The organism is Sphingobacterium sp. R2 (assembly GCF_040760075.1).
Lineage (GTDB): Bacteria > Bacteroidota > Bacteroidia > Sphingobacteriales > Sphingobacteriaceae > Sphingobacterium.
Genome location: NZ_CP142884.1, coordinates 4,083,265 through 4,107,704, shown reverse-complemented (window position 1 = coordinate 4,107,704; position 24,440 = coordinate 4,083,265). Strand labels below are relative to the sequence as shown.

22 protein-coding genes and 3 tRNA genes are annotated in these 24,440 nt (G+C 38.0%); 14 read left to right on the top strand and 11 right to left on the bottom strand.

Annotation, left to right across the window (positions count from 1 at the left end; all coding sequences use genetic code 11):
- Positions 1–6: 6 nt before the first annotated feature.
- The 5 genes from VXM68_RS17110 to VXM68_RS17090 form a co-directional block, all read right to left on the bottom strand.
- Positions 7–594 (bottom strand): TetR/AcrR family transcriptional regulator, encoded by a 588-nt coding sequence (locus tag VXM68_RS17110; RefSeq protein WP_293957636.1) that lies wholly within the window; start codon positions 592–594, stop codon positions 7–9.
- A 296-nt stretch (positions 595–890) separates the two neighbouring features.
- On the bottom strand, positions 891–1,310 hold the full coding sequence (locus VXM68_RS17105) for a cytochrome c (protein WP_367209481.1): 420 nt from the start codon (positions 1,308–1,310) through the stop codon (positions 891–893).
- A 1-nt stretch (position 1,311) separates the two neighbouring features.
- Positions 1,312–1,959, bottom strand: coding sequence for an SCO family protein (locus VXM68_RS17100; RefSeq protein ID WP_367209480.1), 648 nt, complete (start codon positions 1,957–1,959; stop codon positions 1,312–1,314).
- 96 nt (positions 1,960–2,055) lie between these two features.
- Complete coding sequence (locus VXM68_RS17095) at positions 2,056–2,478, bottom strand: transposase (RefSeq protein WP_367209479.1); 423 nt, start codon at positions 2,476–2,478, stop codon at positions 2,056–2,058.
- A 39-nt stretch (positions 2,479–2,517) separates the two neighbouring features.
- On the bottom strand, positions 2,518–3,015 hold the full coding sequence (locus tag VXM68_RS17090; RefSeq protein WP_294188172.1) for a DUF4442 domain-containing protein: 498 nt from the start codon (positions 3,013–3,015) through the stop codon (positions 2,518–2,520).
- A gap of 92 nt (positions 3,016–3,107) precedes the next feature.
- On the opposite strand from VXM68_RS17090, the gene VXM68_RS17085 reads away from it, so the two are divergent.
- A complete protein-coding gene (locus VXM68_RS17085) occupies positions 3,108–4,340 on the top strand; it encodes an MFS transporter (protein WP_367209478.1) in 1,233 nt (410 codons plus the stop codon).
- 245 nt (positions 4,341–4,585) lie between these two features.
- Here the strand turns inward: VXM68_RS17085 and purN are convergent, their stop codons facing one another.
- The gene (gene purN, locus VXM68_RS17080) at positions 4,586–5,158 is read right to left on the bottom strand and encodes a phosphoribosylglycinamide formyltransferase (protein WP_293957630.1); all 573 of its coding nucleotides are present in this window, start codon (positions 5,156–5,158) and stop codon (positions 4,586–4,588) included.
- Between the two features lie 158 nt (positions 5,159–5,316).
- Here purN and VXM68_RS17075 point away from each other — a divergent pair, with 158 nt between their 5' ends.
- Positions 5,317–5,811 carry a peroxiredoxin family protein gene (locus tag VXM68_RS17075; RefSeq protein ID WP_367209477.1) on the top strand — a complete coding sequence of 165 codons (495 nt, stop codon included), beginning with the start codon at positions 5,317–5,319 and terminating at the stop codon, positions 5,809–5,811.
- Between the two features lie 54 nt (positions 5,812–5,865).
- Here VXM68_RS17075 and clpB read toward each other — a convergent pair whose 3' ends face one another.
- A complete protein-coding gene (gene clpB / locus VXM68_RS17070; protein WP_294188165.1) occupies positions 5,866–8,463 on the bottom strand; it encodes an ATP-dependent chaperone ClpB in 2,598 nt (865 codons plus the stop codon).
- A gap of 270 nt (positions 8,464–8,733) precedes the next feature.
- On the opposite strand from clpB, the gene VXM68_RS17065 reads away from it, so the two are divergent.
- From VXM68_RS17065 to VXM68_RS17055, 3 genes are all read left to right on the top strand, one after another.
- Positions 8,734–8,806: transfer RNA gene (locus VXM68_RS17065), tRNA-Thr, on the top strand.
- A 36-nt stretch (positions 8,807–8,842) separates the two neighbouring features.
- Positions 8,843–8,915, top strand: a tRNA-Thr gene (locus tag VXM68_RS17060).
- Positions 8,916–8,948: 33 nt separating this feature from the next.
- Positions 8,949–9,021: transfer RNA gene (locus VXM68_RS17055), tRNA-Thr, on the top strand.
- Between the two features lie 96 nt (positions 9,022–9,117).
- Here the strand turns inward: VXM68_RS17055 and VXM68_RS17050 are convergent.
- Both VXM68_RS17050 and VXM68_RS17045 read right to left on the bottom strand, forming a co-directional pair.
- Positions 9,118–9,774 carry an NAD(P)H-binding protein gene (locus VXM68_RS17050; protein WP_293957627.1) on the bottom strand — a complete coding sequence of 219 codons (657 nt, stop codon included), beginning with the start codon at positions 9,772–9,774 and terminating at the stop codon, positions 9,118–9,120.
- Positions 9,775–9,853: 79 nt separating this feature from the next.
- A complete protein-coding gene (locus VXM68_RS17045) occupies positions 9,854–10,096 on the bottom strand; it encodes a hypothetical protein (protein WP_293957626.1) in 243 nt (80 codons plus the stop codon).
- 194 nt (positions 10,097–10,290) lie between these two features.
- Between VXM68_RS17045 and VXM68_RS17040 the strand changes: the two genes are divergently transcribed.
- A complete protein-coding gene (locus tag VXM68_RS17040) occupies positions 10,291–10,476 on the top strand; it encodes a hypothetical protein (protein ID WP_293957625.1) in 186 nt (61 codons plus the stop codon).
- A gap of 51 nt (positions 10,477–10,527) precedes the next feature.
- Here VXM68_RS17040 and VXM68_RS17035 read toward each other — a convergent pair whose 3' ends face one another.
- The gene (locus VXM68_RS17035) at positions 10,528–10,980 is read right to left on the bottom strand and encodes an Lrp/AsnC ligand binding domain-containing protein (RefSeq protein WP_293957624.1); all 453 of its coding nucleotides are present in this window, start codon (positions 10,978–10,980) and stop codon (positions 10,528–10,530) included.
- Positions 10,981–11,099: 119 nt separating this feature from the next.
- Between VXM68_RS17035 and rocD the strand changes: the two genes are divergently transcribed.
- From rocD to VXM68_RS17000, 7 genes are all read left to right on the top strand, one after another.
- Positions 11,100–12,359, top strand: a complete 1,260-nt coding sequence (gene rocD, locus VXM68_RS17030; RefSeq protein ID WP_367209476.1) for an ornithine--oxo-acid transaminase — start codon at positions 11,100–11,102, stop codon at positions 12,357–12,359.
- A 3-nt stretch (positions 12,360–12,362) separates the two neighbouring features.
- Complete coding sequence (locus tag VXM68_RS17025; protein ID WP_293957622.1) at positions 12,363–13,328, top strand: arginase; 966 nt, start codon at positions 12,363–12,365, stop codon at positions 13,326–13,328.
- A 201-nt stretch (positions 13,329–13,529) separates the two neighbouring features.
- A complete protein-coding gene (locus VXM68_RS17020) occupies positions 13,530–15,152 on the top strand; it encodes a tetratricopeptide repeat protein (protein ID WP_367209475.1) in 1,623 nt (540 codons plus the stop codon).
- A gap of 206 nt (positions 15,153–15,358) precedes the next feature.
- A complete protein-coding gene (locus VXM68_RS17015) occupies positions 15,359–18,145 on the top strand; it encodes a TonB-dependent receptor (protein WP_367209474.1) in 2,787 nt (928 codons plus the stop codon).
- Between the two features lie 150 nt (positions 18,146–18,295).
- The gene (locus VXM68_RS17010) at positions 18,296–19,558 is read left to right on the top strand and encodes a right-handed parallel beta-helix repeat-containing protein (RefSeq protein WP_367209473.1); all 1,263 of its coding nucleotides are present in this window, start codon (positions 18,296–18,298) and stop codon (positions 19,556–19,558) included.
- Positions 19,559–19,571: 13 nt separating this feature from the next.
- Positions 19,572–20,642, top strand: a complete 1,071-nt coding sequence (locus VXM68_RS17005) for a phytase (RefSeq protein WP_367209472.1) — start codon at positions 19,572–19,574, stop codon at positions 20,640–20,642.
- Between the two features lie 213 nt (positions 20,643–20,855).
- Entirely contained in the window at positions 20,856–21,521 is a 666-nt protein-coding gene (locus VXM68_RS17000; protein WP_367209471.1) for a response regulator, read from the top strand.
- A gap of 55 nt (positions 21,522–21,576) precedes the next feature.
- On the opposite strand, the gene lgt is transcribed toward VXM68_RS17000, so the two are convergent.
- Positions 21,577–22,392, bottom strand: a complete 816-nt coding sequence (lgt, locus tag VXM68_RS16995; RefSeq protein ID WP_367209470.1) for a prolipoprotein diacylglyceryl transferase — start codon at positions 22,390–22,392, stop codon at positions 21,577–21,579.
- Between the two features lie 114 nt (positions 22,393–22,506).
- Between lgt and VXM68_RS16990 the strand changes: the two genes are divergently transcribed.
- Positions 22,507–24,429 carry a sensor histidine kinase gene (locus VXM68_RS16990; RefSeq protein ID WP_367209469.1) on the top strand — a complete coding sequence of 641 codons (1,923 nt, stop codon included), beginning with the start codon at positions 22,507–22,509 and terminating at the stop codon, positions 24,427–24,429.
- Positions 24,430–24,440 lie beyond the last annotated feature (11 nt).

Sequence of the window (24,440 nt, the reverse complement as noted above, 5' to 3'; positions counted from 1 at the left end):
ATGTAATTAATTATTATTTTCTTTATTAATAGCTCCGTCCCAAATAATCCCCACCAGTATATCAACATTTTGTTCAGAAAAACTCAGATCTTTGAATTTGATACTATGTACCGTCGATAATGCCACTCCGATGTAACTGGCCACTAACAGATGGACATCTACCTGCTTTAAAATTTTCCGATCGATACCCTCTTGCAGGAAGTCGACAACTTTATTTTGCCCGCCCAAGGGCTCTTGTATCTCCGCTTTATTTTTTTCGTAGTAAGGGGACGAAAAAAATTGCTCAAAAAAACTGAAGATGGGCCCATTCTCGAGATAGAATTTGACAAAATTGCGCCAAATATGAAAAAATGAATCTCTATACTCGAAATCATCTCTTATACCATCAAAAATATAATCATTTAACAGTGTTCTACAGTGTTTGAACAGCGCAAAGATCAGATCATCTTTTGAAGGGAAATAATGGTAGATAGTTCCTATAGCTACATCAGAGTCTTGTGCGATTTTACTCATCGGCGTTCCATGGAAGCCGTTGGTCTGTATCAGCTTTAGCGTACTGGCCAATACAGCTGCAATTTTTTCATTATAATTCATCAATCGAACGTTCATTCGGTTGCAAAATTAGCGATTAATTTAGTTCCAAAATGTCAGAATATTGTTATAAATCAATAAATCAAAAATCAAAAACTTTGGATCAATAATACAATAAGAGAAAATAAATAAAATTGTTTTTTATTTTTTGCGTTAGCCTGCTGATCCGTATCAAACAACAGCAAATTCATGGTTAATATCAGCCTGGTGTATAGGCAATAGGTGGGTTGGAAATGGCTTAGAAAGTTGGCAATGGCTTAAAAAAAGAAGCGGCGTTTTTGATCTAACCGCCGCTTCCTTTAATTGCATTTTTTTAAGTTCTTATCGACCTCTTCTAGGGAATAAATCTGTTTCCCTTTGTTAATTTTAGTATTAATGTAGGTCAACACATAAGCGATATCGATTGAAGAAAGGTTTGAGGCAGGCATCGTATTGTTAAACTTTTTACCTGCAACTTCAAGTTCCCCTGAAATGCCGTACTTGATGATACAAGCTAGTTGATCGCTGTTTTTTTGAAGAAATGTAGTGTCAGTTAATGGGGGATAGAGATTGCCCAATCCTTCACCGTTATCCCCGTGACAATTTTGGCAATGTGTCCGATATACTTTTTGGCCATTGACTGCATACTGTGCTGTTTTGATATCAACTTCATGCTGACAGCCTATCCATGTTGATAAGATCACACCAATGGTTACGACGGTTGTTAAGAGGGTACGCATGTTACTTTTTACTCTCGCTCAATAGAAGCGGTAAGTCATTCATTAGTTTTTTCACCTGCTCATCATTGGTACCATCATAGGCTCCTCGAATTCTTTTGTCTTTATCTATTAAGACCAGATATCCCTGATGATCATAGCCACCAGGTGCGTTCTTATCTTCGGCTGTATAGACCAGGTATTGATTGGCTAGACCATATATCTCGGCTTTAGTTCCCGAAACAAATTGCCAATGATTATTGGTAACGCCCAATTTTGTCGCATAATCTTTCAACACATAAGGTTGATCGTATTTAAAGTCGATACTATGTGATAAAAAGCGAACTTCCTCATTATCCCTATATTGTTGATATATTTTTAATAGGTTGCGGTTCATCGTCGGACAGATACTCGGACAATGCGTAAAGAAAAAATTGGCAATATATACCTTCCCTTCAAAATCCTTATCTGATATCACTACACTGTCTTGATTAAGCAGATTAAATGCCGGAATAGTATGATAAAGTGTATCTACAATTGTTTTTCCGTCTACTGTTTTTTCTATAGCTTCTCTTTCGCCATAGATGGGTAAAGTTGTCTGGTTATTGTTTTTGCAGGAAAATAAACCAAGTAAAAGGCAAGCTGCGGAGTAAAATTTAGTTATGTATCTCATGAGTCTACTCTTTTTTTTAAGCTTGATCATTTTTTTGCGAACACGCGAATGTTCATGCTGTCAAATGTCGGGCTTATTCAAATGGAATGTATTCGTTTAAAAACTCTTTAATTTTTCGTGGCTCTCTTTCGAAACATTATCGAATATCTTTTTCATATCACTTACCTTTTGAAGTTCCGTTTCAAAATATTTAACATCTGTAGAATCAGGATTATATCCCTTCATCCAGTCCATCATATGTTCTGTAGCGCTCTCTAAATTAGCTTTCAAAATACTGAGCTCTTTTCTCGTTGAACTCGTATCCAGATCAGGTTTAGCTGTCTTCATAGCTTTTAAATTGTCCAAAATTGAATCTATCTTGACAGCATCGCGGTCGAAATGAGCAATTTGAGGCATGATCTCGTCATGTATTTTAATTGTTGAATCCTGTAAGGCCTTCACTGTCGTTTCACCATTCCCCTGAGTTCCACATGCTGCTATTGCCAACGATGCGATAGCTAGAAACGCGATTTTATTCATGTTGTTATCTTTTGGTAATTTGACAAAGATATTAATTTCTTATGGCTCAACATTTCGATTTCTCGAAGGGAATGTAAAATTCAAGTCACGAATATAGGTTTCGCAACGTACAGTAGCGCACAGGTCGCCGGATTTGTCTTTAATTTCTAATGAAAAGTCTTTTACTACCCGACCTTTTGTTCGGATGGTATGTGCACATTCTTCAAGAATTTCATCGGAAAGCTCCACACTATACTCTACACTCGTTTTACCTGGCTTTTTAAAAACGATTTGCGATGATTTTAACCAAGCTACAGTTTTCTTAAAACCGATTTTTTGAAGGTATTGATCAATTAGGATAGGAAAGATCGGGTCGGCTGCAGAAAATATCGTTCCTCCGAATAATGTTTTGTTGGTATTGATATTGAAGGGTGTCTTATAAATTTTTACTTTGGCACCCTGAAAGCCAGGGCTAATTTTTTTTACCCATATCCCCTGAAATAGAAAAGGGGGGTAAATGCGTAATAGCCATGTTAAGGCAAGTGGACTATATCTCATGATACAAAAATAGAACAATGTGTCGGATTATTGTTTGAAATCTTGGTTTTATAGCTCCACTATGGTATTTTTACAACTTAAAGAAACCTAAAATGTCCGAAATAAAAGGAAAACAAGCCGACAGAAAAGTATGGTTACTCATTATGATCGCTTCATTGGGCTACTTCGTCGATATTTATGATTTAGTAATTTTCTCCATTGTCCGTATTCAGTCCTTCACTGATATTGGCGTTCCAGCAGCGGATATGCGTGTTCAAGGTGAATTTGTATTAAATATGCAAATGGGAGGTTTGCTATTGGGGGGAATTATCTGGGGGATTATCGGCGATAAATTTGGGCGTTTAAAAGTACTATTCGGATCGATTCTTTTATATTCCTTGGCAAATATTGCAAATGGCTTCGTACAGGATGTACTGATCTATGGTATTATCCGTTTTATAGCGGGTATTGGTTTGGCCGGGGAATTAGGGGCTGGAATTACGCTGGTTTCCGAAAGCATGCATAAATCAAAACGTGGTTATGGCACTATGTTAGTTGCTGCTGTGGGTGTTATAGGAGCGGTATTAGCCTATTTTGTGTCGGAGGAGTTTGATTGGCGGACAGCTTACTTTGTCGGTGGGGGAATGGGCCTGCTGTTATTACTCTTGCGTATTGGATCTTTTGAGTCAGGTTTGTTTCAAGAGCAAAATGAATCGGATATCAAGAGAGGAGATATCCGGATGCTTTTTACCGATAGAAGCCGTTTAAAAAGGTATATCAATTGCCTATGCATCGGTCTTCCTATTTGGTTTGTTGTGGGTGTTTTGGTTACACAAGCTCCTGAAATAGGAGTTGCTTTAGGTGCTATCGATACACTAAGCGCCGGCCAGGGGGTAATGTTTACCTATATTGGTATTTCTATCGGGGATGTACTAGCCGGAGTATTTGCGCAAGTTTTAAAATCCCGTAAAAAAGTGGTCTTCATTTGTCAGTTAGTTATCATCGGAAGTTCCCTCGTGTATTTGCTGAGTAATGGTATCACAGCTACAAAGTTCTTAACTCTTGCTTTTATTATGGGATTAGGAGTGGGGTATTGGGCTACTTTTGTAACGATTTCAGCGGAACAATTTGGCACGAATCTCCGCGCTACTGTTGCAACAACGGCACCAAATTTTGTGCGAGGTGCACTCATTCCCTCCACTATGCTTTATGGGTATTTGGTCAACGCGCTTGGAATTGCACCAGCAGCGATTACAATGGTTTTACTTCTTTCGGGAATAGCAATTTATTCACTAACCCAGTTAGAAGAAAGTTTTGATAAAGATTTGGATTATCAGGAGAAATAATGCCACAATACACTATTTTTTCCGACCGGGACATTTCTTACAGCGTTTACCTTCTTTGTATTTTTTGCAACACTTTTTAAAGCAGGCGCAGGAAAAGTCAGAAAATGGGTTCATTGCAGTGTTTCTAAACAGAAACAAACCACCTTTACTTTCCGACTCATCTGACTCTATCGCAGTTTCAATAATTTCGTTCATGCCACAAAGTTACGATTTGTTTAAAACAGTTCTAAATAATAGCGTCGTTTTTACATTTTTTTGATGAGATTTTCAATGACTTTTGGGAAATGTTGATGTTCCAGTTGCTGCCCTTTAAATTTTATGGTGTCAAGGGTATCATTTGAGTCAACTTTGAACCGTGCTTGATAGATAATTTCTCCCTCATCGAAATGCTCATTCGCGAAGTGAATTGTAATCCCGTGCTCTTCTTCTTTATTTGCTAGAACAGCCCGATGAACATGGTCGCCATACATCCCTTTACCCCCGTATTTTGGTAGCAGAGCGGGATGAATATTAATGATTTGATTTGGAAAAGCTTTCAGAAGATTATTGGGCACAAGCCATAAAAAACCAGCTAACACGATCAGATCAATATTTAAGTTTTTAAGAATATTCACAACATTGTCGGTGTTGTAAAATTCCTCACGATCAAAAATATGTGCAGGTATTTCGAAATTATCGGCTCGTTGAATAACGTAAGCATCTGGATTATTGGATAGAATCAAGGCGACCTCAGCTTCGTCCGAATACTTGAAATGTTCCATTATTTTTTGCGCATTGGAGCCTGAACCTGAAGCAAAAATAGCAATTCTTTTTTTCACGATTGATGAATATTAATTAGATTTGATCGATTTAAAAATTAGCCCAAACTTACGGAATTTTTGTAAAAAAACTAAAACAATAGTCGAATAAACCATATTTTTAAGTATTATTAATCGAAATTAATTGAACGGTTACTATTGGTTTAAAATTTTTTAACATGAAATTTCTCTATTCCCTAATTTTTGTCAGTATTTCTTTTTTGTTTCAACCAGCCTTTGCGCAGGCTCCCAAAACACTTCCGCCGTTTACATTCGACGAGGTCTATCAAACCGGCAAATTTGATTCTGATAAACTTCCAAAATCTGGATATATCGTTTTGAATTTTTATGACCCCGGTTGCGGACACTGTCAAAAAATGGGTGCTGGTATTGCGCAAAATTTGACCAAATTAAAAAATACATCATTTTACTTTATTTCGATGAATGATAAACAATATGTCGATGGATTCGTTAACATGCATGCAAAGGCCTTGAAAAATGCCTCAAATGTTAAATTCTTATTTGATAGCGGTACGCAGTTCATCGAAAAGTTTAAACCTAGTAACTACCCTTCATTGTATATTTACGATGCGAGGACGAAGCTACTCATGCAGCATTTAGATGGCGAAGAGGACGTAAATAAGCTGCTAAAAGTCTTAGGTGTGAAAATTTAAATAGTATATATTAAACGAGAACGCCCGATTATTTTGTCGGGCGTTCTTGTTTAATTACTCATTTTTGTTGATAAAGACAAATTTACCATCGAATACATCCAGGCGGATATTGGAATCGCGACTTACTTTTCCGGATAAAATCTCCTTTGACAGTTCGTTTAAAATCCTTTTTTGAATGACACGTTTTAGCGGTCGTGCTCCATAAATAGGATCATAACCGAGTTGCGCTAACCAATCCATCGCTTCATCAGAAGCTGTAATAAATATATTCTGTTCGGCTAACTGTCTTTGCACATGGGCAAATTGTAAACGGACAATGTCTCCAATTTCGTTACGGCTCAGTGGTGTAAACATGATCACCTCATCAATTCGGTTCAAAAACTCAGGACGAATCGACTGTTTCAAAACATCAAATACCTCGTTTCGTGTTTTAGCAACAATTTCATCCCTATTATCGTCGGTCAAGTGACTGAAATTCTCTTGTATAATGGCCGAACCTGTATTTGATGTCATGATGATAATTGTATTTTTAAAGTTCACCGTACGGCCCTTGTTGTCTGTGAGGTGCCCATCATCCAATACCTGAAGTAAAATATTAAATACATCGGGATGCGCCTTTTCAATTTCATCTAATAACACCACAGAGTAGGGCCTTCTTCGCACGGCCTCTGTCAACTGTCCGCCTTCATCATAACCTACATATCCCGGAGGCGCACCTATTAAACGTGATACGGCATGCCTTTCTTGATATTCCGACATATCAATACGAACCATCGATTGCTCGTCATCAAATAGAAATTCGGCGAGCGCTTTTGCAAGCTCGGTCTTTCCGACTCCAGTAGTACCGAGAAATATAAAAGATCCTATTGGTCGTTTCGCATCATTGAGACCTGCGCGTGACCGACGAATTGCGTCGGAAATTGCTTCAATAGCCTCGTCTTGACCTGCAACACGTTTATGCAGTTCTTCTTCTAGATTTAATAACTTCTCTCGTTCGGACTGGATCATCTTACTCACAGGTATTCCAGTCCATTTGGCGACCACATCTGCGATATCTTCAGAGGTAACTTCTTCTTTAAGCATCCGCTTGCTTTCTTGCTTTTCTGCAAGTTCCGCCTTTAACCTGTCGACCTTTTCTTGTGCTTCTTTGATTCGTCCATAACGAAGTTCGGCCACCTTTCCGTAGTCCCCGGAGCGCTCTGCCTGTTCAGCTTCGAGCTTAAAATTCTCAATGTTCTCGATCTCTTGGTTTACATTGTCAACAAGGCTTTTTTCTTCTTGCCAAGAAGCTCTCAGGGTATCGCGCTCTGCAGATAGATTAGCGATACTTTCGGAAAGCTCTGCAACTTTTTTGTCGTCATTTTCACGCTTCAAAGCCTCTCGCTCAATTTCCAACTGCATGATGCGTCGTTCAAGCTCGTCCACTGCCTCCGGTACGGAGTCCATTTCAAGCCGTAGTTTAGATGCAGCTTCATCAATCAAGTCAATTGCTTTATCCGGTAAAAAGCGATCGGCAATATAGCGCTGCGATAATTCCACTGCTGCGATAATTGATTCATCCAGGATGCGTACTTTATGGTGCGTTTCGTATCGTTCTTTTAAGCCCCTGAGGATGGAAATTGCATCTTGGGTATCCGGTTCTTCCACCATAACTTTTTGGAATCTACGTTCCAGTGCTTTATCTTTCTCAAAGTATTTTTGGTATTCATTCAGCGTTGTAGCACCAATAGCACGCAATTCACCTCTTGCCAATGCTGGCTTGAGGATATTAGCCGCATCCATCGCACCTTCACCGCCACCTGCGCCTACTAATGTGTGTATTTCATCGATAAATAGTATAATGTCTCCGTTGGAATCTGTAACTTCCTTTACAACCGCTTTTAAACGTTCTTCAAATTCACCTTTGTATTTTGCTCCGGCAACCAACGCACCCATATCCAAAGAAAAAACAGTTTTAGATTTTAAATTTTCGGGTGCATCGCCTTTGATAATTCGGTAAGCGATGCCTTCTGCAATAGCCGTCTTACCAACCCCAGGTTCACCAACAAGTATTGGGTTGTTTTTGGTGCGGCGGGAGAGGATTTGCATCACGCGTCTGATTTCCTCATCACGACCGATAACTGGATCCAGCTTTCCTGACTCCGCATATTCATTTAAATTTCGTGCATATTTTCCTAGCGCATTGTAGGTGGCTTCAGCATTCTGATCGGTTACTCGACTATTTCCACGTAACTCTTTGATAGCTGTCTTCAGATCTTTTTCAGTAACACCCTGTGATTTTAGTAAAGTTGATGTCTTATCGGAACTTGCCAAGATACCGAGCAATAGGTGCTCAACAGACACAAACTCATCATTAAATTCCTTTAAATAACCTTGTGCTTTCTGCAACGCATTATTTGCCTCACTACTTAAATAAATATTACTACCGCTAACTTTAGGAAAACCCTCAACTTGTTTGTCAAGTTCAGTTCCAAGATAGCTGATGTTAACATTTAATTTTTTCAATAAGTGGCTGACAACGTTTTCATCCACAGCGAGTAAAGCTTTTAAAATATGCGCTGTCTCAATCGCCTGTTGCTGATGGCCAGCAGCAATTTCAGACGCCTTTTGTATGGCCTCTTGCGCTTTGATTGTATAATTGTTAAAATTCATTTTATTGTCTTAATTAAAGTTTTGTTGATATGTTGGATTATAACAATTGAAGTGCCAGTTGGGTTTTTAACTACATTTCGGAAAAAATGGCAATATTATTTGTTGAATCATGACAAATTTTCAGTCCTTAAAAATAATGCGCTTGATTTTTAAATATTTGCCTTGCTGCTGTAGAAAATTCTTGTTTTTGACTTGCAATTTTGATGTAGGGTTTCGATATTTGCAACATCTTAAAACGGTGAGCCGTAATTAAGATTGAAAAGAAGTAACGCCTCTTTAGCTCAGCTGGTAGAGCAACTGACTTGTAATCAGTAGGTCATTGGTTCGATCCCGATAAGAGGCTCTATTTATGCCACAAGCATTGAAACTTCTTTAAAAAGCCTCTTTAGCTCAGCTGGTAGAGCAACTGACTTGTAATCAGTAGGTCATTGGTTCGATTCCGATAAGAGGCTCCTTGAGCGACACTCATTAAAATTCAATTGAAAGCCTCTTTAGCTCAGCTGGTAGAGCAACTGACTTGTAATCAGTAGGTCATTGGTTCGATCCCGATAAGAGGCTCAGACAATCCCCAAGATATTCTTGGGGATTGTTTTGTTTAGACCAATTTGTAATTTATCCAAGTTTTTCAGTTAGCAGAAATAAAGTGGCTTCTAACTATCCAATGGTTTCTGTCGCTAATTCCTTAATTTCTTCTACGGTTAGCGTATGATTGCCTTCCATATAGTGGTTGATCGCTTGTAACATGGCATTTGAAACCTGCACTACAGACAACGCCTGGTATGCTTTTAACAAGCCTATCTTATTGAAGATACGAAGCGCAGTTATCGCAGCTTTTTCACCAAGGCGATCGGTATTCGGCCGGATCAGTGCGCCTGGCTGTACTATAATAAGTCTATTGAAATTAAGGGCCTTAACATCTTGCTCAAGGCTCCCTTTCATGCGGTTGTAGAAAAATTTCGATGTGGGATCAGCGTGTACAGCCGACAACAAGATAAAGGTAGAAAGACCATTTTTCTTTGCCAATGCTGCGAATTGCAAATTAAGATCGTGATCGATTTTCCATTGTGCTTCTTTACTTCCTGCATCCTTTAATGTGGTGCCAAGACATGAAATACCAACATCGCCCTGAATGTGTTGTTCAAAGTCAGTTAAATGATCAAAATCAACGATGACCTGTTTTAATTTGGTATGCTCCTCGAAAGAGATGCGCCGTAATAAAACAACAATTTCTGTAATTTTGTCATATTTCATCATCAATTGAACAAGCGCCCTTCCTGTAGCACCTGAACCACCAATTAAAACTACCTTCATTGTTTCTGTTCGTTATTTCGTTGATAATAAAGTTGAATGAATTGTCTTGCTCAGCGTGATTTGCTCTGATGACACCGTATCAATCTCTGTAATTGGGTTTTCCAGGAGTAAAACGAACAATGGATTGATCCAATCGGAGTGTATCTGCCACTGTAATAAGATCTTCCTCGACAATAAAATTTTGATCTAGAGCGGTTTTTATCGTCGTAAAATCCTCTTGATCTGCATCCTGGAAATATAGAAGGGATTGGATGGTCGATACAGCTACAAGTTCGAGTAATTCATCTTCACCTTCGCGTCCAACATAAAAAAAATCTGCCATAATAATTATATATGATGTTATACGAAGATACCTTTTTATTTTTGAAATTCGTCAATTAACCCGACAACTCGTTGAGTTGCGAAAGCGAGTATTTAAAAAGTAAACTGAAATTTTAGTTTACTTGGTAGCCATAGTAAAATACATTATATTTGATAGAGACATGTTGAGATTACTAACAATAAGTTTTTATAAAGATGGATAAAGAGCAGGTACAAAATTGGTTGGATAATGGATATGACCTCATTCATCATGGAAGGCCAGTAAAGGTTGAAGGTGATTTATGGGAATACATTGATGGGTTAGGAAGCTATGAAAATGTATATGTATTGCGAGAATTGATCTACTGGACTGAAGAAGAATTGGCGAATATTGGTAGGTAATGTGGAGACCCTGAAATTTATCTTCAGGATCCCGTAGCTATCTCTTCGTAATTAAAATATCATATTACGTTTGAAAGCACAGCCTAATTCAATGATCGAATCCGTTTTTGCAATCCCAGGAATGCTGTCAATTTTTTCATACAGCAATTGTCGCATATGTTCGTGGTTCTTAGCAATAATTTTTACATATAGCGTGTAATTGCCCGTAATGTAATAGCATTCTGTAACTTCTGGTATTTTCTTAAGTTCTTCAATAATTCGGCTCGAATCATGGTCTTTTTCTAAACTTAACCCTGTAAAAGCACCCCAATCATAGCCTAGCTTTTTTTCATTTAATACAGGCTTTATACCGGCCAGTATTCCTTGCTCCGTCAAGCGGATGATTCGTTGATGAATCATGGTATTGGAAACTCCCATAGCAGTCGCTATCGCAGAGTAGGCCATTCGTCCATCTTGTTCTAAATATTTCAAAATCTGGCGGTCGAATTCATCAATACTATTCATTTTTTTATCCGTTTAAAAGGTGATTTTACTATTTTAGCGCTAATTTAGTGTAAAATTTATTTTTTTTAATAATAAAATAGTGAATTTGTATATTTGTTTTTATTTAAAAAATCTGAATTATGAGTACAGTTGTTAAACACGGTAAGGGCGATTTATTCATTGCCAAAGAAGAAAAATACGGAGCGCACAATTATCATCCTCTTCCAGTCGTATTGGAGCGCGCTGAAGGCGTCTTGGTGTGGGATGTGGATGGAAGGGCCTATTTTGATTTCCTTTCCGCATATTCTGCAGTCAATCAGGGACACTGTCATCCAAGAATAATTCATGCCTTAAAAGAACAGGCTGAGCAATTGACACTCACTTCCAGAGCATTCTATAATAATAAATTGGGTGATTTTGAGGAAATGCTCTGTCAACTATTCGGATTCGATAAGGCATTAGTGATGAATTCGGGAGTAGAAGCGGTAGAAACAGCAATGAAGCTTTGCCGTAAATGGGCTTACCAAGTAAAAGGTATAGTACCTAATCAAGCGAAAATTGTCTTTGCCAAGGATAATTTTCATGGCAGGACAATCTCTGTTATATCCGCATCGAATGATAATACAGCAACACATGAATTTGGCCCCTTTTTAGAAGGCATAGTACTCGTTCCGTATAACGATGTTGATGCGCTAGAACAGTTATTTAAAGCAGATAAAAATATTGCCGGTTTTATTGTTGAGCCGATTCAGGGCGAAGCGGGTATTGTCGTTCCGGATGAGGATTATCTAAAGCGAGTTAGAAAATTATGTACAGCATACAACGTCTTGTTTATTGCAGACGAAATTCAAACGGGTATTGCTCGGACAGGAAGTATGTTGGCGTCCTATAATATTGAAGATGAGCATAGCGATAGTAAACCAGATGTTTTGATTTTGGGCAAAGCTTTATCTGGCGGTGTATTTCCGGTATCGGCAGTGTTGGCAAATGATTCCATTATGTTGTGTATTAAACCGGGCGAACATGGTTCTACCTATGGCGGGAATCCATTAGCCTGTGCAGTAGCTATGGAAGCGCTAAATGTTGTGCGGGATGAAAATTTGACGCAACGGGCGTTTAAGATGGGGACATTGTTTTTGGATGGATTGCGTCGGATTGCTGCCAAGTGTACGTTAATTACAGAAGTGCGCGGGAAGGGGCTCTTGACAGCCATTGTAATTGATGCGGATGAAGAAAGTGATTTGGCCTGGAATATCTGTCTCAAATTTAAAGAAAATGGACTTTTAGCGAAGCCTACACATGGTAACAAAATTCGGTTGGCTCCGCCTTTGGTTATTACAAAAGAGCAGGTGGAGACTTGCCTAGAAATCATTGAGCGATCGTTGACTAATTTTAAATAGTGTATGGAGAGAATGATTGAATTGATCAAAAACAGGTCGGATATCGGAGCAGGGACTAGGGGGTCAGATCTGGGCATCGACGCCATCGAGATAGCTGCAATTAATAAAGGAAGTCAGTATTTCATTAACTATCCATTTGTTGATGTGCCCACTCGAAATAGCTCCATTTATCAAAATGATCATCATCCTTTTGCAAAACATATTCAGCAGATTTATGAACAATGCAAACAAGTAGCTTCCACCGTCGAAGATAGCTTATCTTGCGGCAATTTTCCATTGGTGTTTTCAGGGGATCATTCCTCTGCAATGGGGACCATTAGTGGTATAAAGTCCGCTTATCCTGATAAACAACTTGGCGTGGTCTGGGTAGATGCCCATGCCGATATTCATTCTCCCTATACAACACCCTCAGGCAATATGCATGGAATGCCTTTAGCGGCGATGTTGAATGAGGATAATTTGCCATGCAAAATCAATGAAATAGACGAATCGACACAAGAATTTTGGAATAAATTAAAACGAATAGCTGGCCCGGTAGGTAAAATACAGTCCAGTCATTTAATTTATTTTGGTGTGAGGGATACGGAAGAACCGGAAGATCTGCTCATTGAACGACTTGGCATTAAGAACTATCGTGTGGAAGATACGAGACAGCGGGGAATAACCGACTGTGTGGCTGAAGCATTGGAAATCCTGGAAGCATGTGATATGGTATATATCTCTTTTGATGTGGATAGTATGGATAGTGAATTGATCTCGGATGGCACGGGAACACCAGTACCTAAGGGGTTTTTGCCAAGGGAGATTGTGTTGATTTTAGAAGAGATCATCCGATCTGGAAAGGTGATTTGTTTTGAAATTGTTGAAGTTAATCCGTTATTGGACAACAAAGGTAATAAAATGGCAGAGGTGGCATTTGATATATTAGAACGGATCACGCCGCTCATTGAATTGAAATCGGGTAATTAACCGGTTTTGGGATTGTCTATTTTCAAGCCCTTTTATTGATGTGTATCGTCAACAAAAGGGCTTTTTTAATAGTATATCGTTGAGCTTGTCGAATAAAAATAACATAGCCTTGCTTATGTTAAAACGCGTATTGCTTTATGTGATTTAATATTGTGTTAACATGTTTCATGTACATTTGCAATTCGATTATTTACGTTAAATATGAGGATTTCTGATAAAATTGTTTTGTTTCTACTTTGTTTTATACAGCTTTTTTTGTGGCACCCGGGTACTGCGCAGGTTGAATCCTTTAAGGATATTAGAGGATTAAGTCAAAACCATCCTGATTCTGCAATTATGCTCGTCAAAAAACGTTATGCAAAAGCTGTTACGGATAAAGACTTATTGTTACAAGGCAATTGTTTACAGGCGATTGGATGGTTATGTGTTAATCAGGGACATTATGGACAGGCGCAGGACTACTATTTTCAAGCCGATCGAATCTACACGCAATTAAATTCAAAACAGCATCTTGCTTCGAATTGGAGTGATATCGGGGAGCTCAATATTTTCAACAAACAACATGATGTAGCGAAAGTTTATTTTAACAAAGCACTACATACTTTTCGAACAGAAGGGGATAAAAATGGAGCGGCAGGCATATTAGGGAATATAGGTCATTTATTTGAAAAGGAAGCGAACTACGACTCCGCCTTTTTCTACCAGCATCTTGCTTTGTCCATTTATAGCAGTGTGGGTAATAAAAATGGAGAAGCCAAGATCCATGAAAATCTGGGCAGTATTTATGAAGATCTTGCCAGGTATGACAGCGCTTTTTTTCATTTTGAAAAAGCAAGTACCCTCTATACGGAAACAAAAGACAATTATGGAAAAATTGTGGTCATCAATAATATGGGCGATATTTTTAGAAAGACCAATAAATATCCAGAAAGTATCAAACTGACACGATTGGCTTATCAGATGGCGGAAAATTTGGGTGATGTGTATCAAATGGCTGCTACGACAAAAGATTTGAGTAGGACCTACGCCTTGCGTGGCCAAATGGATAGCGCATATTTTTATGCCGAAAAGAGCCGGAAGTTGGTGCTTGAACTATATAGCGTAGATGGTGCTCGACATACCGCTTTTTTTCAGGCGCTCTACGATATAAATCAAAAAGCTGAGGAGATTGAAAAATTGCAGGTAACAAAAAGAATCAACTTAATCATGCTGTGGGGAACAATCGTGGTTCTAATTTTGTTAATTGTATTATCTTATGTATTGCATAGCCGCCAGAAAATTAAGATCAAAAATCAGATCGCCGAATCCCGAAAACAGGAAGCTGAACGCGAGTTGACCGAAATTGCACTTAAAAACCAGTTGCTTGAAGATAAACAGCTCAAGCAAGAACTGTCGCTCAAGCAAAAGGAATTGACATCCCATACCTTAAATTTAATCCGTAATAATCAATTTTTGGAAGAACTTCGTGATGAATTAAAAGGAATGGTTAAGGACGAACGCCGGGATCAAAAACGACAAATGCAGAAGTTGGTGTTGCAAATCAATGAAAATATTACGCAGGGCATCCATTGGAAAGAGTTTATGGGAACTTTCGAAAAGGTGCATCACAGCTTTTTTGAAAAACTTATTCAACGATTTCCAGATTTGACGGCAGCGGATATGCGGTTAATCGCATTGCTTAAAATAAATTTGAATAATATCGATATTGCCGTCTTGTTGGGCATATCACAAGATAGCCTTCGTGTTGCCAGACATCGATTGCGAAAAAAATTAAGACTGGAACAAGGGGAGGACCTCGCGGGCTATCTTATTGGGATTTCATAATTTTTTAACACAGGGGTAATAGAATGTTAATGGCGCTTAAATTGCGTTTAAACTACTGTTTATTAGTTGTTTAGTAGTGTCTGTTTCCTCGCTGTATAGCCCACTTTCTACCTTGTTTCCTTGTTGTAACGCTCGATATTTTGTGTGATTAAAATTGGCTGCCATCTTTGCAACAACAATCAAAGATTCATAATAATCTAAGCAAAATGAAAAACTTTTTAACGGTATTACTTGCCTCCAGTATTTCGGTCAGCGCTGCTTATGCGACCAAAATCAAAGGTAAGGTATTGGATGGTCAAACTGGTGAAGCTATTGCCGGTGCAACAGTGTTCTTGGAACAGCGTGGGCTATCGACCAAAACACAATTGGATGGTTCGTTTGAATTCAAAGGATTATCTGCGGGTGTGGATAGGGTTCATATCAAGCATATGGCCTATGCCGAACTAATTAAAGAAATCGAAATTCAAAAAGAAAATACACCTCATTTTATTTTTCAGCTGACGTCTACCGAACAGACATTAATGGAGGTAACCATAAAAGGACGTCGGAATGGGGGGGATGATGATCCTAGTGCAAGGCGTTTGGAAAAGAATGCGTCACAAATTATGAATGTTGTTTCGGCGCGCGCAATAGAGATTTCTCCCGATATCACCGTTGCAAATGTTGTACAGCGTGTTTCGGGTGTATCCATAGAAAGAAATTCGAATGGCGAGGGACAATATGCTATTCTAAGGGGGATGGATAAACGTTACAATACCACTTTGGTGAATGGTGTAAAGGTCCCAAGTCCAGATAATAAATACCGTTATGTGCCTTTGGATTTATTTCCTTCAGATATGTTGGAACGCTTAGAAGTCTACAAGTCGCTAACACCAAATATGGAAGCCGATGCGGTGGGTGGGGTTGTCAATATGGTTATGAAATCGGCGCCGACTAAATTATTGTTACAAGCAAATTTGGCAACAGGCTACAGCCAACGTTATTTTAAGCATGATTTTGGAAGTTTTTCAACAGGCGGAACCTCGGCAAAATCGCCCTATGAACAGCATGGAAAGAATTACAATGCAACCGCTGCTGATTTTAATAGGGGGGCATTGGATTATACCTATAAAAAGCCCCTTCCAGACCTTGTCGGCAATTTGACAATAGGCAATCGGTATTTGGATGATAAATTGGGCTTTATTTTGGGTGCAAGTTATCAAAATTTACATCGAGGTAGTCGTTCTATTTTCTACAAATCGGCTGTCGTTGGCGTAAATCCAAATGCGGTAATTACTGAGCAGAGTGATCGACAATATGATGAACAGCAACAACGCTTAGGTTTGCATAACAAGATCGACTATCGATTTAATCCAAATCATCGGATTAGCTTTTATCAAATGTATGTGAATTTAAATAACATGCAATTGCGTGATGCTGTAAATACGGTATACAATGGCCAGTATGATCCGAGTATTGGTAAAGCCGAGCTGACCTATGTGACAAGAAGCCGAAAAACACAGCAACAGATCTACAATGGTACGCTACAAGGGGATCATCATTTTTTAGATAATCGTCTGAATGTCCGTTGGTCAGGTGTGCTTTCTTCAGCGCGCAATCAATTGCCACAAAATACGATGATCAGTTTGGATGGCGTAGAAGAAAATTTTCAACGTAAACGGACTTCGCTCGTGAATAAGTCTCCTGTAACCTATCGTTGGGAGCGGAATACCGATAATGATCATGCAGGCTATTGGGATGTAGCTTATAAAGTTCCAATGGAAAACAGTAAGCTGGAGCTATCGACCGGAGGTTTGTATCGTGATAAACAGCGTAGTAGTTTTTACAATAACTACAACTTATCAACAGCTTCGGCAGAAGAGGCAAAGTATAAATACGGCGTGGATTTTCAGCGCTATACCGATCTCAATTTGACTGTTACCAATCCTACTGGAGCTGTCGCAAATCCATTAACTTACGACGCCGGTGAAAAAACCACAGCAGTGTATGGCATGTTTAATTATGAGAATGACAAATGGCAGATGATCGGTGGGATCCGGATGGAGCATAGCAATCAGCATTATAAATTATTGTTTCCGGCTGGAGAAAAAAGACCGGAAGGATCACAAATGTATACAGAGTGGCTGCCAAGTTTGACCATGAAATATCATTTGGACGAAAAACAACAGCTTCATGCGGCCTATTATCGTGCGTTAAACCGACCTGGATTTTATGAAATTGTACCCTCAAGTGTGGTTAACGAAGAGTTTTTAGAAAAAGGAAACCCAGATTTAAAACATGCCTTAGCAGATAACTTCGATTTAAGGTATGAATTATTCCCTGAAGCTTCCTCTCAATTTCTTGTAGGTATGTTTTACAAGAAAATCAAAAATCCAATTGAATATACCTTTCAACCGGATGAGCTTCGTAAGCAGGATGTATACTACACCCCCGGTAATTTTGGTAACGCCAACAACTTTGGTCTTGAGGTTGATTATATCAAGTATATCCAGAAATTTGGTGTTAAGGCCAATTATACCTATACCCATTCACGTATAACAACCGCTAAGATGTCACGTCGAATCAATGAGACCACACAGGATACTGAAGCGATTATCGTGGATCAAACGAGACCGCTATATGGGCAAGCTGCACATGTGGCCAATCTATCGCTACTTTACAAAGATGCCAATAATGGCTGGGAAGGACAGCTAGCTGGATCTTATACCGGCTCACGCATCAATACAGTGTCGCAATTTTTGAACGATGATTTATGGCAAAAAGGATTTGTTCAGTTAGATGCTTCTATTGAGAAGAAATTTAAAGCTGGTTGGGCCATTTTTGCCAAAGCCAACAACATCTTGAATACAGCAATGGAATTATATGTGAAAGGAACAAATCCCGAAAATGAGAAGATTGCTGAAAAGCTTATTGAAGGCGGAAATACGTTGATTAGAAAGGATTTGTATGGACAGAACTATATCCTTGGTTTACGTTATTCGTTTAGTAAATAATAGAACTGCGTAAAACAGGGCATGTTTTAATCTGAACATGTGCGACGTTAAATAAGAACAGTTTGTTTCGGTGAAGCTTTCACTTTTTTGGAAAGCCAATGTTTTGGATAAGTGAAATCTGCTTCATCATTAAAAATTAAATATATACAGATGAAAAATAAATGTATTTTATCGTTTCTAGCGTTTTTTATCGTGGTGCTAAGTGCCTGTGAAAAAGCAAATATTGATGTTGATACTTCTGATGCTGATGGAAGTGCTATAGGTGAGGTCTCCGGTGTGTGGAGCAAAGGGAGTGTGCAGCATATCAAGGGAGATATTATTATTCCCGAAGGCAAGAGCCTGACGATTGAGGAAGGTGTAACCGTATTGATGGATTCTGTCAATAAGCCTGAAATTGTTGTTTTGGGTAATTTGTATGCACTCGGTACAGCCGAAAATCCTGTGAAGTTTACGGTTGAAAATGGATATAAGACAAAGACGAATGAATTTGGCAAGTTATGGGGCGGAATTTTAGCCGCTCCAAGCTGCCAGGAACTTGTTTTGGACAATACCGTCATTGAATATGGCGGTGCAATTACATCGGATGCGTCGACTTCTGTAAAAATGGGCTTGTATAAAAAAGTTTCTGGTGAGGCTTTGCCAGCTTTGTGGTTCTCAAATCCAGACGGAAAGCTAGTGGTTCAAAATAGTACTGTAAGTCATTTTCACGAGGATTGTACGTATATTGAAGGTGGAAAAATCATTTTCGCTAACAATCGTTTCTTTTCTAATGGGGTGACAGGTGGAGAAGCGATGAATTTCAAATCCGGATGTCTTGCCGATGTTGCTTATAACCTCGTGTATAGTGTAAATACCAATGCATTAAAACTATCCAACTCGGGAGACCGTACGCCGCAGGCTTATATTATTATTTATAATAATACCATGCTCAATACAGGGTGGCGCAGACCTACAGCCAAAGGAGGCTCCATATGGCTAGAAGCTTCTGTCAGAGCGGAAATTTATAATAATCTTTTTGCCAATACACGGTTTGGAGTCAAGCGGGATCCTAAAAAACCAGAAGATAGCCGTTCTGTGTCAGGTAATAATTGGTATTATGGCTACGGTCAATTGACTGTAAATCAGTTTCAGGTCGGTAAAAATGATATTGTAGGCGGTAGTAACGATGTTAGAGGTAAAGTGGCAGGGGAGAATAATCCTAAATTTGTTTCTTATCCGTTAGAAACATCGGTTGACAATTACGTATTTGATTCAACCTGGGATTTTCATCTTCAGGGGAATTCACCGGCATTAAAGGCCGGTACTTTGGCTTTTAAACCCCATTTTACGAGCGGCCTGGTGATGTCAAACGGGCTAACATATAATTCTCCTCAGCCTGCAGCGTATGTTGGGGCATTGGGTTCCAAATTCTAATTTACTTCATATCATGACAAATTTAAAAACACTACTAACACTAACTTTGGGAGCATCAACCCTGCTTCAAATGGCATGCAAAAATGGCCAAACAAATAGCGTAGAATCAATCAAACCCGTTATTGTGACCGATGCTGTACGTTATGATTCGGATGATCCTGCAATTTGGATCAACAAGAGCGATCCGAGCAAGAGTCTGATTATAGCAACGGATAAAGATGCCGATGGAGCTTTATTCGTGTACGATCTACAGGGTAAAACGGTCAAAGAAAAAGTAGTTTCGAATTTAAAACGACCAAACAATGTTGATGTAGCCTACGGTTTGGTATTGGGGGGGAAACCTGTTGATATCGCTGTCACAACAGAGCGTATGACCCATAAATTGCGTATTTTTTCACTACCTGACATGAAGCCGATCGATCAAGGTGGATTAGATATGTTTGTTGGTGAAACTGAGCCTGAATTCAGAGATCTAATGGGGATTGCCCTATATACTTCTCCAAAAGGAGAGATCTATGCTATTGTTGGGCGAAAAAATGGACCAAAAGAAGGCTATTTGGGTCAATATTTATTGGAGGATAATGGTTCTGGTTCGGTAAAAGCTACACTGGTTCGCAAATTTGGTTCATTTAGTGGAAAGAAAGAGATCGAGGCGATAGCGGTGGACAATGAGCTTGGGTATATATACTATTCTGATGAACAGGTTGGCGTAAAACAATACTATGCGGATCCAGCAAAGGGCAACCAACAGTTGGCATTGTTTGCTACGGCAGGTTTTAAAGAAGATCATGAAGGTATTTCGATTTATAAAGTGACCGACAGCACTGGATATATCTTGGTATCGGACCAGGGTGCAAATCGTTTTCAGGTTTTTAGTCGGGAAGGAACCAAAAGCAATCCTTTCGAACATAAATATCTGAAGACTGTGCCAGTTATGGCAACACAAAGTGATGGTTCAGAAACTACCTCTTTTAATTTAAATGACACCTTCAAACATGGCTTGTTTGTTGTTATGAGTGACGATAAAACATTCCATTATTATCGATGGGAAGATATTGCCGGAGCCGATCTGAAGAAGAAATAGTTACAGAATAAGTTGGTTTGCAACAGTTGTGATCCAATTTGCAACTGTTGCTCATTTGTGTTTGAATCGATGCGTGAGCAGAAATTTGTATCTTTATTCTGTTTATGTATTTTGTTTCTTTTTTTATTCCAAATCATGAAATAGTGTAAACCGTCATTTTGATAAAGATTTGGAAGTGGAGAGAATCGAATATTTATTTAATAGCTTTAGAAAATGAATACGGTTAAAATACTATTGGTTGAAGATCATATGGTCGTGCGTAATGGTATTAAACTACTTTTGGAATCTCAGGGAGAATTTAAAGTAATAGGAGAAGCCTCTGGTGGTACAGAGGCATTGTCTCAGTTGGCGGACGGAGTAGTGCCAGATATTGTTTTGACGGATGTAAGCATGGAAGTAATGGATGGGATGGAGCTGTTAAAGAATATCAGGCAAAAATATCCATTTGTCAAAGTTGTGATATTGTCTATGCTCAGTCAAATTTGTTATGTTGTTGAGGGTTTTAAAAATGGATTGTCAGGATACTTGCTAAAGAATATCGATTATAATGAATTACTTTTTGGATTAAAGCATGTAGCCGAAGGTGGCCGATATATAAGTGAAGAAATTAGCATAGCACTGCTTGAGCAAGTGTCTTCGGATCGACTGTGTATTGATAATGGTGCTAATATCATCCTGGAGCTGGATTTAAATGAGCGAGAGCTAGAAGTGCTCGAATTGATTGCGGATGGTTTTACAAATCTAGAAATTGCCGATAAAATCTTTTTGAGTAAGCGTACTGTAGAAGGGTATCGTCAGAACTTGCTCGATAAAACAAAAGTGAAAAATACAGCAGAATTGGTCAAATATGCTTTTCAGCATGGCTTATTAAAAAAATGATAATTGATGTTTTTCACATGTATTCACAAGGTAATGCATGGGGGGAGGTATTATATTAATTTACTTTTACTGATTTCTTAAAACGATTGTAAATAAATACACATACTCCAATAACAATAAAGGGTAGACTAAGTATTTGCCCCATATTGATGAATAAGGAGTCTTCAAAATGTTCTTGATTTACTTTCAAAAATTCATCCAAAAACCGGAATGAAAATAGCAATATCAGCAATAGAGAGAAATAATTGCCGTCGTTAATTCGAAACTGTTTTTCTTTCCACAATCGATATAATACTATGAATAACAAGAAGCAAAACAATGCTTCGTAAAGTTGTGCCGGGTGTCTAGGTATGTCATCAATATGTGTAAACACAAAAGCCCAAGGCAAATCACTGACTTTCCCGATCATTTCGGAGTTAAATAAGTTGCCGACACGGATACAGGCTCCTGCTAAGGGCACAACCAAAGCAATACGGTCTGCCAGATGAAGAAATGGAAGGTGCTGTTTTTTTGCAAATAAATAGATTGCTATAACGACGCCTATACCTCCACCATGGCTTGCTAGACCACCTTCCCATATCGCAACTATCTTTAAAGGATTATTTAAGTAATAGCTCGGATCGTAAAAAATAACATGCCCCAACCTAGCGCCTATAATAGTGCCCAAGACAATGTACAAGGTGAGCTGATCTAAAAATTCGATTGTATGGCCTTCATTTCTTAATATTGATCTTGATACGCTATAACATAAAATAATACCTAATAACCAAAATAAACCATACCATCGAATTGGGTGATCAATAATCGGAATGACGAAAATATCAGGATCTATTTTCCAAGTTATATAATTCAATATTTGATTACTTACCATATGTTTATTTATTGTGTTTTTTTAGGAGATAAGTATATCATAATGCTGTTTCGTTACACTTATCATAAAAAAAATAAATATAATTGTAAACAGATCGTTATATAAAGAATACGGATGATACAGAATTTGGCAAGATTTATTTTTTGTTTTCTATTGTTCCTATTGATGGTACAGTTGTTTTCCTGTCATCAAAATGGTAGGCAGCCCTCCAAAAATAATAAAGTGAGGGAAGATAATTCACTTACTTTAACCTATCAGGATACGTTACTAAAATATCTCTCTTTACAGGATTTTAAGGATCACACGATCATCAATAAGAAAGCAATAGAATTTGGGGAGGATCAGTATTTTAATAGATCTGGCTATAATTGGATTTTTTTAGCATATAACTACCTGCTACAGGATAAAATTGATTCTATTGAAATTGCATTGGATAACTTGGATGGGAAAGTGTCTCCAGATTTGTGTGTGCTGAAAGACTATTTTAGCATTAGAGCTAATTTTAGTTTTAATGATGTCACGAATATTGGTACGATGGAAAAAATGATCGATGCTAAGGAATATGCGTTAGAAATTAAAAGTAGGTTTAGCTTTCTTTTTTTTAATCTGTTGGCTAATGCAAACTATCGTCGCGCAGAATACAGACAAGCATTAAGAGATAATGAATCATGGTACTCTTATCACCCCAATAAATACGATCCTCATGTTGCCCAAGCATACCAGGAAATCAAATTTATGCAGTACATTGAATTACATGATGATAATAAATTAAAAGAAACATTGGATAGCTGTAAATATTACGCTAATAAAACGACGGATTCAGCGATAATCATGCGTATGTACAATCTGCAATCCCAATATTTCTTTAGCATCGGTAATAATCGACAAGCTGTTGAGGCATCCCAAAAGTATTTTAATTATTTATCTTCGAGCAAGATGCTCAATTCTTATGCTTATGCTAATTTGGCAAAAAATTTTTTAAATAATCATCAAATTGATTCGGCCATATATTATTTTAATGCAGGATTACAGTTTATCCGAACGCATAAAAGCAAGCAAAATAAATTGTTTTATTATCAGAATTTGCAATTAGCCTATGCATTAAAAGGAGATTATGAAAAGGCTTATTTTACATTAGATTCTGCTTATCAAGATTATAAAAATAGTATAAAAAACATTGAAAATGATCGGATAAATGAGATTAATACGCGATATGAAACCGAGAAAAAAGACCAGGCTATAAAACTTCTGAAAACAACCAATGCTTTTAATTATCAGATTATGGTTCAACAGCGGTGGATTTTTGTCATTTTATTTGCCCTTATCTTTAGCCTTGCATTTTTCATCTATTATCGAAATAAGCAGAAATTATTGACAAATATAAATCAGCGTATTATTGCTGAAAATAGACAATTGATTTTAGAACAAAAAACACGGCAAAATCAGTTAAATCCACATTTTATTTATAACGCAATTGCTAATTTGCAAGGTTTGATCAGTAGCGAGCAAAAATCAAAAGCAAATCAATACCTCATCCTCTTATCCCGTCAAATTCGAGATATACTCGAATTAAATAGGGAAGAGTATATTTCTTTGGACCAAGAAATTAAGTCATTAAAGAATTATATACTTTTACAGCAGATGCGCTATCAAGATCTATTTGATTTTGAAATCGAGAAAGGTAATATTGATGTGGATGATGTCATGATTCCACCAATGTTAATACAGCCGTTTGTTGAAAACGCTATTGAACATGCTTTTAAAAATTTAAATTATCGTGGTTACTTACAGATTCTTTTTAGTCAGACGTCAGATCAATTGCATATTATTGTCAGTGACAATGGCAGGGGAGTGCAGTCTGATATGATAAATGCTAGGCATAAGACTTCTTTATCACAGATTATCACTAAAGAGCGTCTTGAGCTTTTGTTTAATGATCCGATGCAAAAAGCAACGATTGAAATAAAACCCAATTATAGGGAAGATAATAGAGGATATCGTGTAGAAATACATATCCCACTTATTTTTACATTTTAATTAAATACGTG

What these genes read in the sequence shown, in the direction of transcription:
- VXM68_RS17110 (WP_293957636.1), bottom strand. Translation starts at nt 594, where the DNA reads ATGAATTATAATGAAAAAATTGCAGCTGTATTGGCCAGTACGCTAAAG.
- VXM68_RS17105 (WP_367209481.1), bottom strand. Translation starts at nt 1,310, where the DNA reads ATGCGTACCCTCTTAACAACCGTCGTAACCATTGGTGTGATCTTATCA.
- VXM68_RS17100 (WP_367209480.1), bottom strand. Translation starts at nt 1,959, where the DNA reads ATGAGATACATAACTAAATTTTACTCCGCAGCTTGCCTTTTACTTGGT.
- VXM68_RS17095 (WP_367209479.1), bottom strand. Translation starts at nt 2,478, where the DNA reads ATGAATAAAATCGCGTTTCTAGCTATCGCATCGTTGGCAATAGCAGCA.
- VXM68_RS17090 (WP_294188172.1), bottom strand. Translation starts at nt 3,015, where the DNA reads ATGAGATATAGTCCACTTGCCTTAACATGGCTATTACGCATTTACCCC.
- VXM68_RS17085 (WP_367209478.1), top strand. Translation starts at nt 3,108, where the DNA reads ATGTCCGAAATAAAAGGAAAACAAGCCGACAGAAAAGTATGGTTACTC.
- VXM68_RS17075 (WP_367209477.1), top strand. Translation starts at nt 5,317, where the DNA reads ATGAAATTTCTCTATTCCCTAATTTTTGTCAGTATTTCTTTTTTGTTT.
- clpB (WP_294188165.1), bottom strand. Translation starts at nt 8,463, where the DNA reads ATGAATTTTAACAATTATACAATCAAAGCGCAAGAGGCCATACAAAAG.
- VXM68_RS17050 (WP_293957627.1), bottom strand. Translation starts at nt 9,774, where the DNA reads ATGAAGGTAGTTTTAATTGGTGGTTCAGGTGCTACAGGAAGGGCGCTT.
- VXM68_RS17045 (WP_293957626.1), bottom strand. Translation starts at nt 10,096, where the DNA reads ATGGCAGATTTTTTTTATGTTGGACGCGAAGGTGAAGATGAATTACTC.
- VXM68_RS17040 (WP_293957625.1), top strand. Translation starts at nt 10,291, where the DNA reads ATGGATAAAGAGCAGGTACAAAATTGGTTGGATAATGGATATGACCTC.
- VXM68_RS17035 (WP_293957624.1), bottom strand. Translation starts at nt 10,980, where the DNA reads ATGAATAGTATTGATGAATTCGACCGCCAGATTTTGAAATATTTAGAA.
- rocD (WP_367209476.1), top strand. Translation starts at nt 11,100, where the DNA reads ATGAGTACAGTTGTTAAACACGGTAAGGGCGATTTATTCATTGCCAAA.
- VXM68_RS17025 (WP_293957622.1), top strand. Translation starts at nt 12,363, where the DNA reads ATGGAGAGAATGATTGAATTGATCAAAAACAGGTCGGATATCGGAGCA.
- VXM68_RS17020 (WP_367209475.1), top strand. Translation starts at nt 13,530, where the DNA reads ATGAGGATTTCTGATAAAATTGTTTTGTTTCTACTTTGTTTTATACAG.
- VXM68_RS17015 (WP_367209474.1), top strand. Translation starts at nt 15,359, where the DNA reads ATGAAAAACTTTTTAACGGTATTACTTGCCTCCAGTATTTCGGTCAGC.
- VXM68_RS17010 (WP_367209473.1), top strand. Translation starts at nt 18,296, where the DNA reads ATGAAAAATAAATGTATTTTATCGTTTCTAGCGTTTTTTATCGTGGTG.
- VXM68_RS17005 (WP_367209472.1), top strand. Translation starts at nt 19,572, where the DNA reads ATGACAAATTTAAAAACACTACTAACACTAACTTTGGGAGCATCAACC.
- VXM68_RS17000 (WP_367209471.1), top strand. Translation starts at nt 20,856, where the DNA reads ATGAATACGGTTAAAATACTATTGGTTGAAGATCATATGGTCGTGCGT.
- lgt (WP_367209470.1), bottom strand. Translation starts at nt 22,392, where the DNA reads ATGGTAAGTAATCAAATATTGAATTATATAACTTGGAAAATAGATCCT.
- VXM68_RS16990 (WP_367209469.1), top strand. Translation starts at nt 22,507, where the DNA reads ATGATACAGAATTTGGCAAGATTTATTTTTTGTTTTCTATTGTTCCTA.